The following is a 13,929-nucleotide window of genomic DNA, read 5'->3' on the forward strand; positions in this document are numbered from 1 at the left end:
CCTATATTATGGTTCACGCATTGCATTGGCTTTTGCTCTAAGCAAAGGTTTTAGCCAATAATCTAAAACAGTTTTTTTTCCAGTAATAACATCTACTTGCGTTTGCATCCCTGGGATTATTGCTTGCTCTGCTATTTGGCTTATTGTTGTTTTAATATAAGCCTGATAATAAGCAGTTCCATCTTCTAAATACTGAGCATCTGCACCAATATAAGTAACTTCACCTTCAAGTCCACCGTATATTACAAAGTCATAAGCAGTAAACTTAACTTTAGCAGCCATGCCCACTCGAATAAAACCGATATCTTTTGGTTGAATTTTAGTATCAATTAAAAGCAAATCGTTTTGAGGGACAATTTCCATCATCACCTCGCCGGGGTCAATTACACTGCCAATAGAGCGTGATACAATATTTTTTACGGTACCACGTACTGGCGATCTAACTTGTGCTTTTATAAGTCTATCTTCGAGTGATTTGCTACTTTGTTGAATTTTAGCAAGCTCGTTACTCACTTCATCTAACTGATTTTGTGTATCCGCTAAATAATCAAATACTATCGCTTTTCGCTCTTCTTTTACCTGACTTTTTGCCGCTTTTAATTGCTGTAATAACGCATTGGCTTGGTTTAATTCACCTTGCATGCCAATTTCGTCTCGTTGCAATTTAACCAACTCCATTTCGGCAACAGCACCCGCATCTACAGCACCTTGAGTTAACAGTACTTCCCGTGTTGTGAGCTTTAGCCTTTGCTTAAGCGCAGATATATTTGCACGTTGCTCTACACTGGCTTGCTCCTGCTGGAGTAGGTTTTGCGTGCGCTGCTGTAGCTGAGACTCAAGCTGTGTAAGTCTTGAAGTATACGTATTGTATGCCTGCTTATACACATCTACAGCAATATCTTTTCTAGGTATTTCTAAGCGTTCTATATTAGCGCCAAAACTGCTTTCTTCATTTAAAGTAACGCTTTTCAATTCAGTTACTAGACGGTTTCGTCTTGCTAATAACGAACCTTTTTCTTGACTAGATTCAGCATAAGCAGCAGCAAATCGGGTTTCATCAATCAGTAAAAGCGGATCACCCACCTCTACAATTTGCCCTTCACGTACTAAAACTTCTTTTAAAATACCGCCATCAAGGTTTTCAATAGTTTGAACACGTTGTACTGGTATAACAGCACCTTGACCTACAACAACTTCTTCTAGCTTAGCAAATTTAGCCCACAAAACCACAGCAAAAAGTAATACAAAAACTATAATAACCAATCTTTTAGCTTGTTTTGCAGCTTGTAGCTGCCCCATATATAAATCAGCCATTGGTTGAAGAACTCCCAGTCTCTGTATTCACCCTTGTCACTTTTTTACTTACTAGTTTTACACCACCATGCACTTTATTACTAAATAATGAGCTTGGTGTTTCTATACTTTTTAAGCGACCGTGGTCGAGCACAAATATTCTGTCGCATATAGTCAGCATATCTTTACGATGACTCGAAATAACCACCGTTTCAGTGCGATCCTGAAGGGTTTTAATGAGGAGTTTTTCGTGGCCTGCATCCATAGCCGACGAAGGTTCATCTAAAATAAGTAATGCGTTATCGTCTTTTAATAAAGCACGCGCAATACATACAGCTTGACGTTGTCCGCCCGATAAAAACCGACCAAACTCGCCAACCTGTGTTTCCAGCCCCGACTCCAACCGGTCAATAAAACGACTTACGCCAGATTTAACTAATGCATTGGTTAAGTTTGTTGGGGTTATATTTTGTGCGCCTAGAGTAATGTTTTCAAGCACTGTGCCATAAAATAAGCTTGGGCTTTGTGCTACCCAGCCACTTTGCTTGCGTAGCGCACTTAACGACCAGTGCCTTATATCTATGTCGTCAATTAAAAGCTGACCTGATGTAGCTCTGTACTGCCCAGCAATAATTGCAAGCAAGGTAGACTTACCAGAGCCTGCACGGCCATATAAACCTATTTTTTCGCCCTGCTTAATTTCAAAGTTAATACTGTGCACTGCCTCAAGTTCTTGCTCATGGTACTGAAAGCTCAAATGGCGGGCTGTAATATTGCCATTTACAGGCGCATTAATCGTGTTTTCGCCACTTTTTTGTTCTTGCTCAAGCGCCATTATATTTTTAACCGACTCAATGGCTGTTTGTGTTTGTTTATATTTTAAAACAAGCCCAGCTAAAGCAGAAATAGAACCCGATGCGCGCCCACTCAGCATAACAATAGCAATCAGTGCGCCCATACTTATGTCGCCGTTACTAATTAAATAAACACCAAACACAATAAGCGCAATACTGGTAAATTGGCTAAGGCTTGCAACTGTATGCGTAAGTGTTGTGGCGCTATGGCGTGATTTATTTTGCCAATCAACCATTTGTGCGAGTGTTTGTTCAAGCTTTTGTTGCGCGCCTGCTTGGCCGTTCATTTGCTTAAGCTCAACAAGCTGGTTCAGGTTTTCGATTAAATACGCTTGGCGCTGGGTCGATAACTTAGATGCCTGTTCAACACTTTCACTCAGTCTTGCTTGTAATACCGCGCTTGTAATAACAACCAAGGTAAGTACTACAACCGGAATTAAGACAATTAAGCCACCTAGCCAAAAAATAAGCGCTAAAAACAGCAGTGTAAAAGGTAAATCGATTACCGATACAAGCGTCGCTGAGGTTATAAACTCTCGCACGCTGTCAAAGTCTTGCACTTGCTTTGCATAAGCACCTGCAGAGGCTGGGCGCTGCTCAAGGCGCATACCTAGCACTTTAGCGTACAACATACTGCTAATACGTAAATCTATTTGCCTGCCAGCCGCATCGGTTAAATGCCCGCGCGCTTGCTTTAATAACCAATCAAACACAATGGCTATTGTTGCGCCGGTTGCAAGTACCCATAAGGTATCGAGCGCAGCATTAGGCACAACGCGGTCGTATACGTTCATGGTAAACAACGGCACTACTAAAGCTAATAAATTAACGGTTAGCGAGGCGAGTAACAACGAATTATAAAATGGTTTAACCTGATCCCATGCAGGCTTTAGCCAACTAGGAATACGTGTATGAAGTTTTTCTGAGCGTTCATCAGTTACATTATCGTGCGACAAGTACCAAATAAGCTCTTTATCAATATCACTTAATTGCTTAGGTTTTGCTTCATCAAGTGAGCTAAACGTACTTTTACCATCGTTTTCAAAAAACCAAAAGTAGCCTTCTTTATCAAGCACCAAAGCAGGGTAAGCATAATGTTTTGGCGTAGTTTGCTGCTGCGCACTCACATTAATATTACTTAATGCTTGCTCTAAATGATGCGCCGAAAACTCATTACTTGGCAAACCAAGTAATAAGTTTTCGCTTTGATGGCGTAAATGCAGGGCATCTGCAATGTGCTTACCGAGTGCCAGTATTTGCTCTCGGTTTAGGATTAGCTTCATACGTTTTGATCGCCGTTGGTCATACTTGCAATCGTCTCATCATGTGCTGTGTTACCACTGCCAGACATATCGCTATAATCAGGCCCACTGTCGCCGCTCGCACTTGCGGTACCCGCTGAGCTAGTTGTAGCCGACTCAGAAATAGTTACATTTACTTCCTCAGGCGAAGCTTCTCGTGTTTCACCGTTAAGTGTTGAAAATGCAGTTAACGTTAAGTCAAAACTATCGCCAGCATCCGCATTTACAATCTCAAGGGTTTCAATATCAGCAATATCAACGGTCCACGTATCACCTACTTTATCTCCAAAGTTAAAGCTGTATCCATCAGGTAAGCCAGTAATTTCAATATAGCCGGTTTCATCTGCTGCAGGGTTTTGTAAATCAACATCAAGGTTAAGTGCAATATTATTAGTTGAGCTACTGGTTACATCATTAGCGGCTGTCCATAACGGCGCGTCTGCTTGTGGTTCTAACTCTACAATAAAGTCTGACGTTTCAGGTGTGCCAGTTACAGTAACGGTTTCACCATTAATAACTGCGCTATCCATAGTCGCTACCTCAACGCTCATATTAAACGTGCCAAACGCAAGGCCACCGGCGTTAAAGTCAAAGTTTTCTATACCACTGCCTTCTTCGCTTATTACGGTAGCAATATAGTTATTACCCTCTTGTGCAAAGTTAACTTTAGTACCATCAGCAAGCTCTATATAGCCATTTTCTAGCTCAGCTAATGCCGATGAGTCAGAAGTATCACCATTAATAATAACTTTAAGTTGCACTTGCTCAGTGCCATCGGCCTCAGTGCTAAAGGCAGCAAGATCAATAGTTACGTTGCTATCTTCGTCACCTGAATAGTTATCTTCTGGTTTTTGACTAAAATCAAGCGTGTCTGCTACAGGGTTAACACTCACGTTAAAGCTTTGTGATTGCTGTAATAACTCGCCCTGTGTACCATCTTGGCTAATTGCATTTAAACTTAGTGTTATGTCTCCACTAAAATCAAGAGGAGGAAGTAATACAATATTATCTGCATTCCCTTCAAGTAAGCTTCGAGGAATAGTCCAGCTCGTTGTGCCATTTTCTGAGCCGTCATCACCATTATTAATTATTTGTAGCTCTTCACCTGTTACCGCATCAATAAGAGTGGCACCTTTTGGTACACCGCTAATTGTAAAATAGGTAGTTTCGGAGTCATCTAGCGAAGTAGCCGCTAATCCCGTAAGTATAATTTCGCTGTCTTCATCGCCAGTAACGCTATTAGCAGTAAGCATAACACCGTCTGTTACAGGTGTTACATTTACTGTAATTGTTTGGTTAATAGTAGAGCTCGCTTTTACTTCACCTGTCGAAAGCGTAGCTCTATCTACTACTGTAGCGCTAATATTAATATCAAAATCACCCTTGGCATTTTCAGGAGGGTTAATCCCAACACCGGCTAAATCATCGTCAAATGTACTGCCATTACCTTTGTATAAATAACTGCCATCAGTTTGTAACTCAAAATTATCTGAAGGGTCATATAATGTACCTCCATCTGGTAACTCAATTGTTATTGGCTGAGTAAAATCAATTTCTTCAACACCACCATCTTCAGTATCTGTACTTTCGTCTGTTGAGGTAAACGTAATACCAAGTGATGTATTTGTATTGTCTTCAGTAATCGTTTGCGTTGCAGCAGCAAGGGTGCCACCATCAACTACAGGGTTAATATCCACACTTAATGATTGGGTTATATCTATTTCGCGGTCGCCACTTGGGTCTACGGCAACTATTTTTACTGGAATTTCTAATAAGCCAGAGTAGTCACTGTCGTTACTGTTAATAACCATTGTACTTAGCGAGCTTTCAGGGATTATGTACTCTATACCAGTGTCTGTTTCTACCGCAATTATACCATCGCCCTCAATAGTGAAGCCTTCTGGCAAACTGCTCTGCTCAACATAAATAGTAATTACATCGTTATAGTTATCATCAACATCTTGAGATAAATCTTCACCTAAATTAAAGTCACTTTCCTCAAAAGTAACGCTACCGCCTTCATCAGCCGTAACATTTTCTATTTGTAACGTATTAACTGGCGATGCAGTAGTCGTTTCTCCTTCGCCATCAATATTAAACCGTACTTTAAAGTTTCCGCTAATAAGGGCGCTGTCGTCACCGTCTTTAACGCGTGCATTAACTGTCACATCAACGTCAGAACCAGTAGATGAGTTAGCTTCAATAATTACGTTATTAAGCAAATCGTTTATGCTGTCTTTAGCGGCGTCACTTGTACCAGCGTCTATAGGAATAACCCAGCGACCAGTCCCATCTGGCGAGGCTATGTTTTCACCATCTTGCATGTAAATAACTTTTAATGAGGAGTTTTTTGGCAAGATAATTTCGATATATGTTATATGCTCAGAACCATCAATATCCTCTTCAATGAATGATGCAACGCCAGTTAAATTAATTTGACGCTCATTAGCACTTCCTTCATTAGTAATGGTTTCATCTGTGGTTTCGATACGAGTAACAGCGCCGTCAGCCTCAATGCTTGGGGCTACATCTACTTTGCCATTAACAGTTACCGTAATATTTGCACTTATATCACTTGATACAGCAGCAGAAGTATCTTGTACGGTGTAAGTTATCTCAACACTAAGCTCGCCTGAGTAATCTTCATCAGGTTTGAGTGTAACACTATCTGTATTTAAGTAGTCGGTAACATCTATTCCACTACCAACAGCTGTTTCAACACCGTTTATGTAAAGCGTTGTACCATCTGGAATACTATTAATAATCGCTTTTGTAATACTTTCAGAACCATCTACATCTGAGAGGTCGGGATTTAATTTAAGTGAGATTTGGCTGTCTTCATTGCCAACAACATTTGTATTTAAGTTAGTGGAGTCAATAACCGGCGTAAATGTAACACTTGCCTTAATTTCCGTGTCTTTTGTGTTAAATTCACCTGTATCTGGCTCAGTAGTCACCACTGTAATATTAAAGTCAACGTTACCGCTAAAATCGGCACTTGGTTTTAATGCATAATTACCAGACTCGCTGGCTAACAAGCTGTACTTAGGGTTGCCATTAGCGCCAATACCTACAACAGGTAAATTAGCAGGCTCTCCCGTTATTGCATTTACAAGCGTTACACCATCGGGTAATTCTGAAATTACTAAACTAACGGTTTCTGAGCCATCGGTGTCTTCACTTTCGAATAAAAAGTCGAGCGTGAGTAATTCATCTTCTACACCGGTGGTATTTTCTAAAGTAAGCCCTGAGTCGTCATATACCCAGTCATTATTGCTTGTTAATACGGGTGAATCTGCAACACCCACTACTTTAAAGGTAAATTCTTTTACGCCGGTTTCTGCACTATCAACAACATTACCATCTACAACTTCTTCACTAATTGCGTTTACTTTAAGTGCAATTTTTTCTTGCGCTAAATGCTCAGGTAACTTAAGCGTATAATTTGCTAAGTCAGTGTCAAAAATAGTGTAAACACCATTAACTGGGGTTACTTCATCTCCATTACCATCTAATAATGTAACAACTTGCTCATCACCATTAGCATCTATAAATGTTGGTATTTCTATTTCGTACTTGAGACGCTCAGAACCATCTGTATCAACGAGCAGTCCGTTTATTAGGTCACTCAGTTGAGGGTTTGAATCTTCGTTAATTGTATCAACGCGCACAGCTAGTTTTGGCGCGTCGGCTACTGGATTAATCGTTACTGTAACCGTTTGTTTGTCAGCTGTTGCTGTGTTGTTATTGTCTTTTTCTGTACTTGTTGCTTGAATATCAAACGTATATTCGCCAGTTGAATGTAATTTGTTACTAACCGTTAATTTGTTAAGTTCACTTTGTGTGAGTATTGCGCCTTCGGTTATTGTTCTGCCACCAATTTTAAGTACTAAGTTTTCATCTAAACCTGAAATTACATAAGTCAATTTCTCAGAGCCATCAGTATCAGTTAATGCTGCACTAATAATGAGGTTTTCAGGTGAGTCTTCATCTAGGGTGTATTGGTAAGCATTACCTGTATCCCACTCTGGGGTATCGGCTACTGATTCAACTGAAATGGTAGTCGAATCGCTTAACTCTCGTGGTGTTCCACCATCTTTGATAGTTATTGTGGTTTCAACTTTAAATTCAACCGTATTAGAAAAATCGGAGCTGTTTTCTGCTGGTTGATAAGTTAAATTAGCAACTGTCACTGTATCATCAGCGTTAGTAGTTAATGCAGCGCCTGTAAATACATAATAGCCATTCACAATTGTAACATTGGCATTGTTTGTAGCTAAACTACCATTGAGGTAAAGCTCTCCGCCTTGTAAAGACGCCACCTCAATTCTTATTTCACTAACCTCCTCGTTTTGGTCAGAAATATCACCTCTATCAATGGTAATGGTCACTTCACTACGTGTATTGTTAGCGTTACCGCTACCGTCAGTGGCATCTTCATTAATGTCAGTTGCTTCAACGGTTAGCTCACCTTTGTAATCACTTATTTTTAAATCAATACTTCCTGTTGCTTTATCAGCATCATTGTCGATAACGGTATAGCTAATTGAGTCTGTAAAATCTTCGTTATCGCTTTGAGCAAACTCGTCAGTTGTAATCACTACTTTACCGCTTTCGTATACTCTTAATGTGCCAGATGTATCACTGTCACCCTCACCTTTAAAGGCAACTTCTTTATAGTTACCGGTTGAATCAGAGCCTGAGTCAAACGCAATGTACGTTGTACCACCATAAGTAAATGAAGCTAATTTAGCACCATCTGCACCTGGGTTATTGGTGTTACCAACAAAGTTACTGCTATTAATATCAAGCAGTTCGAGTGTTTTACCGCCGCCCTCAACAAGGTTAACAGCGACAGGTGTGGTATCTACTGTTGGTGTATCATCAGTTACTGTAATAGTTACTGCTGCGTTATTAGTATCGCCATCAGCATCAACAGCAGTTACATCAAAGCTGATATCTTGCGTATTTGTTCCGTCAGCATCAGGGTGTTTAATTGCTGTAAATTGCTCGTAAGTGTAAGAGCCATCAGGATTAAATTTAACGCGTAAAACATCTTCGCCATTTGCTGTAGCGATATACCAGCCATCAGCGTTTTTATCGTTTAATGTAATTGGATTATTTCCATCCGCAGTAACGTAACTTCCGCCGTTAAAGGTTGCTATAAAGTTATCTGCAAGCTTAATTTCTACAACTTCATCAGAGCCTTGCGTTACTGTAATTTGCCCCGTAGTTGTAATTGGGTCATTATTTCTAAGGTTAGTCTCATCAACACTTGCAGCTGAGTCAGCTATTACAGGATCGGTACCGTCGTTTAATGTCACCGTGACGTTACTTGTAACCTGTGAGTTATCGGTATCTTTTGTATATACTGGGATCACGATTTGAGGTGTATCAGTACCATTGATATGATCTATTGCACCTGTTATTTCAAATGAAATTGAGTAGGTTTCAGACGTTTGTGCTGCTACATCTACATCTGGTAGCGTAATTTTAAAGACCTCGGTTGAAGTGCCTTCTAAAATACCTTGTGCGGTACCGTCGCTATTAACTTGCCAAACAATATTTGTGGTGACAGCATTACCGTTCTCATCGAGCGTAGTTTGCGTTAGCTGATTACCATTACTATCAAGCACCGCTGCCCCATCAGTAATACTAACTTGCATGTCCACTACATCATCAAGACCTGCTGTTACTGTAAATGAGGTATCAGTATCAGTATTTGCTTGGCCATCTCCATCTTCGTTATTGTCAGCCACGCTGTTAGGTGTTTCAGAAACATTTAAAGTAATATCATTTTGAGTATGCTCTGCCCCGCCATCATTAACGGTAATGTTTAATGTGGTCGTATTACTGTCCCCATCATTATCTATCACTTCGACTTGCAATGGTACGCCGGTACCTTCTATTGTGTTGTCAAATGGACGGTAAAGCGTAAACTCGTATGTTAAGTTTTGATTACTCGTGCCATTAATGTCGGGTAACGTCGCTACAAAAATTGTTTCTGTACCTTCGCCAGTATTTGCCGTTATCGTTCTTCCATCATCACTTAAAGTGTATACAAGCGCGACACCACCGGCAGTTAAATTTGGTTGTGAATCACTAGAGAATGCTAGCGATGTTATTGTGTCACTGCCAACTGTTGTGCTCACGGTACCTTGCTGAGATACGGTGGTATTATTAGCGGGGTCTAAACCACTTTCGTCAATACTAATAGGTGTTTCTGAGGTATCTTCAACCTGAGGCCCACCGCCATCTTGAACGGTTATGGTTACGTTACCCGCACCGCTGATTGCTGTACCATCACTGTCCTCCCCATTAATAGAAAGCGCAAAATCAATATTCTCTCCATTAGGGTTATCAAGGGGTAAGCTTACTGTTGTTTGAACCTTAGCATCTAAATCTTTGCCATTTGCATCTTGCGTTGCACTTACGCTAAAGCGAATAACTTCGCTGCCATTAGCTGAGCCTGTAATTGTTTTTCCGTCTTCACTTAAAACAAAGGTAATAGCAGAGCCTGAACTTGTTAAGTTAAGCGAATCTAAACTTGAAATAGTGTCATCAAAGGTGATTGAATCGGCAACTAATGCATCAGAGCCTGCCACAACATCAAAGTTTTTGTTATTCGTGGTAATAACGCCGTAGTCACTTTCAGTGTAGGTGGTTGCTTGGTTAGTAAAACTGCCCGCACTGCCATCTTGTACTGTAAATGTAGCTGTACTGGTAGAGCTACCTACACCGTCGCGATCTGCTATTGTGTATTCAATAGTAAACTGTGGTGAAGGCGTTGAGTCTCGCTTATCAAGCGCGTTAAAGCTCCATGTGCCATCGCTGTTAACCGTTAAAGTACCTTCATCGGTTACTATCGTGGCTGGTGTACTTGTGGTTACGTCATAATCAGTGCCATTAAATGTTACACTTGTAACGGTTGGTGCGCCCTCTACTACACTGTCGTTTGTGACTAAGCTACCTGTTGATACTCTACCTGCATCAGTGTCTGCTTCGGTGACTGTAAAGCTGTCGTCACTGCTTTGTGGGGCTGAGTCGGTAATCGTAACGGATGTTGGTACAACGACAAGTTCGGTTGTGCCATCGGCATCTGTTTGCAACGCATCGACAAAAATATCTGTTAGTAAACTTTCACTTTCATGATCAATGGGGGCGTGTAACGTGGTAGTAAGCTCACCGCCAGCAAGCGCCACACTTAACACTAAGTTGCCTTGAGAGTCTTTAACTTCTAACGATAAACCGTCATTTGCTAAGGTAACCGAAACAGGGCTGCCGTCTACCGTTAAGCCTTCAAGGCCAGATTGGTTTGTACTTAATGTAAGGTCAGCGTTATCTATTTCTATTGAACTAGTCGCTGAGCTTGTGCCGCCATTTGCAGTATTACTTTCGTTTAATGTTTGGCTATCAAGCGCATCTAATGTGGGTGCGATATCTTGCGCTGTGTTTCCTGCAGAATCGGTAACGGTTGCTGTAATAGTCCACGACTGTGTATCATCAAGCTCAGATACATCTATACCGTTAACAGTCCAAGTTCCACCATTTGCTACTGCTGCAGTCACTATTTCACTAGTAGTGCCATCAAAAATCGTAAGTGTAACGATAGAACCTGGTTCAGCATCGGTTGTACCATTTAACGTGGTTACTTCACCGTCTTTAAATGATCTACTGTTAATGCCGCTTTCACCAGTATCAATATCAATATTAATGGTGGTGTCTTTAGTGAAAGTTGTTGAATTAGTCGCTAAATTGCCCTCAATATCAAGTGCGCTCACTTCTGCGGTAATCTCTCCATCAGCAAGTTCTGATATATCAGTGGCATTAATTACCCACTCACCCGCGGCATTAATAACTACATTTTCGACTGTGACTTTGTCACCATTTACATCGGTAAAGACCACCGTGGCGGTTTGATTTTCATCAGCCTCTTCTATTACACCGCTTACTACAACATTACCCTGCTCATCAGTATTAACAACATCATCGCCTGCTGCCATTTCAATGGTGGTTGCTGCGGTTTTATCGTGAATGGCTGTGTCTGTATCGGTTGCGGTATTGCCTGCAACATCACTTACGGTGGCTGTGGCGGTTAATGTACCGTCATCTAGCCCTGATAAATCAGCACCGGTAATCGTGTAGGCATTATTAATAACCGTCGCTTCAAAGCTGCGCTCATTACCCGCTGCATCCTTTACAACCACCGTGACTGTTTGGTTATCTTCAACGCCGGTTGTAGTTCCTGTAATTTCAACGCTTACGTTTTCACCATTGCCGTTTATTACGTTGTCGCTTGTATCGTTTATATCTACCGTTACGGCAACTGTGGTGTCTTTAGTAAAGCTGGTTTCGTTTGTGGCTAAATTGCCTTCAACATCTAATGCGCTAACACTTGCTGTAATTTCACCATCTGCTAGCGTTGAAATATCCGTAGCCGCTATTTGCCATTCACCATCTGCATCAATAGCTACGTTTTCAACAGTAACTTTGTCTCCGTTCACATCGGTAAAGACAACCGTGGCAGTTTGGCTTGTATCTGCTTCTTCTATTACACCGCTTACAACTACATCACTTTGCTCTGCGGTATTAATAACAGTGTCGTCACCTGTTGCAACATCAATGCTGGTTACGGCTGTTTTATCGTGAATGGCGGTGTCTGTAGCGGTTGCTGTATTGCCTGCGACATCACTTACCGTGGCTGTGGCGGTAAATGTGCCATCGTTAAGCTCTGATACGTCTGCGCCTGTGATTGTGTACGCTTCATCAGTAACGAGTGCGGTGAAAGTTTCACTATTTGTGCCATCACTGACTACTACGGTGACCGTTTGCCCATTTTCTACGCCTACGGCAGTGCCGTTTATAGTAACGTTTGTATTTTCACCAGCACCATTTATTACGCTATCGTCTGTATCAACAATATCAACCGTGACATTAGCAACAGTATCTTTTGTTAGGCTTGTCGTATTAACCGCTTCATTACCTGCGTTATCAAATACGCTAACACTTACAGTTATGTTGCCATCTGCAAGTGAGCTTATGTCTTCGTCACTTACTTCCCATGTGCCATCGGCATTTATGGTTACATCATCAACGGTCACTTTTGTGCCGTCTTTATCTATAAAGGTAACGGTTATGCTATTGGTTGACTCTACATCATCAACCACACCACTTACGCTTACCGCTTCATCTTCTGCTGCGTTTATTACTGAGTCTTCTAGCACGAGCGTTGTACTGGCTTGCGTATCTTTTGTGAAATCAAGGCTGTTTGTTGCCTCGTTGCCCGCTATATCTTGTGTCGTTACATCAACGGTGTAATCACCATCTGATAATGCATTTAATATGCTGCTATCTAATTGCCAGTTGCCGTCATTGTCGACATTAGCAGTGCCATTAAATACAACACTGCCGTCACTGTCTTTGATGGTAATTGCTACGCTTTGATTAGCCTCTACGTCTAATACTGTGCCTGCTACTTTAGCAGTGCTTTGCTCAGCATCGTTAATAACAGCGTCATCGCCCACATTTACCGTAACAGCACTTTGTGTGTCTTTAACAATGTTAAGATCTGCATCAGCGGTGTTGCCTGCGGTATCAGCAGTTGTTGCTGTAACAGTCAATGCCCCCTCATTAAGGGATGTCAAATCGAGTGAGTTACTTTGCCATGTACCATCAGCTAAAATAGTCGCTTGCCCTGTTACCGAAGCATTACCATCAGAGACAGTAATGTTAACGATTTTACCTTCTTCTATATTGGCGCTTTGACCATTAATAACTACAGCCGATTTTTCTGCATTATTAATCAATAAGTCGTTGCTTTCGCTTGGAATAGAAATAGAAGCTTGGGTGTCTTTTTCAAAGGTTGTGCTATTTTCGGCTTGGTTACCGGCCTCATCAAATACACTTATAGTAGCAGTAATAGTGCCATCGGCAAGGGTATTAATATCTGCACTATCAACTTCCCAACTGCCGTCGTTATTAATCGTAACATTGTTTATAGTAACGAGTTCGCCACTTTCATCAGTAAAAGTAACTGTTGCTGTATTCGTCGGCTCGATATCAGTAACCTGACCACTCACAACAACATTTGTTTGCTCGTTCGCATTAACTAAGTCATCGCCAGCCCCCATTTGTATGGTGGTTACGGCTGTTTTATCGTGAATGGCGGTGTCTGTAGCGGTTGCTGTATTGCCAGCTTCATCACTGACTGTGGCTGTGGCAGTTAATTCGCCATCGTTAAGACCTGATAAGTTTGCACCGGTAATTGTGTAAGTATTATTGGTAACTATGGCTTCAAAGCTGCGCTCATTACCGGCTTCATCTGTTACTACCACTGTTACCGTTTGGTTGTCTTCAACACCCGTTGTGGTACCTGTAATTTCAACGTTTACGTTTTCATCATTGCCGTTAATTACGTCATCGTTTGTATCGTTGATATCAACTGTTATTGCAACTGTAGTGTCTTTGGTAAAGCTGGTTTC

3 protein-coding genes are annotated in these 13,929 nt (G+C 41.3%); all 3 read right to left on the reverse strand.

Features of this window, described 5'->3' with window-relative positions; translation table 11 throughout:
• Positions 1 to 6 precede the first annotated feature (6 nt).
• The gene (locus H5160_RS08890; RefSeq protein ID WP_182715576.1) at positions 7 to 1,314 is read right to left on the reverse strand and encodes an HlyD family type I secretion periplasmic adaptor subunit; all 1,308 of its coding nucleotides are present in this window, start codon (positions 1,312 to 1,314) and stop codon (positions 7 to 9) included.
• Positions 1,307 to 3,430 (reverse strand): ATP-binding cassette domain-containing protein, encoded by a 2,124-nt coding sequence (locus H5160_RS08895; protein ID WP_182733968.1) that lies wholly within the window; start codon positions 3,428 to 3,430, stop codon positions 1,307 to 1,309. The genes H5160_RS08890 and H5160_RS08895 overlap by 8 nt, the downstream gene beginning before the upstream one ends.
• Positions 3,427 to 13,929: Ig-like domain-containing protein (locus tag H5160_RS08900; RefSeq protein ID WP_182737251.1), on the reverse strand; the 10,503-nt coding region annotated here is incomplete at its 5' end. The genes H5160_RS08900 and H5160_RS08895, both read right to left, overlap by 4 nt.

This window comes from Pseudoalteromonas sp. SG43-4 (assembly GCF_014164325.1).
Lineage (GTDB): Bacteria > Pseudomonadota > Gammaproteobacteria > Enterobacterales > Alteromonadaceae > Pseudoalteromonas > Pseudoalteromonas distincta.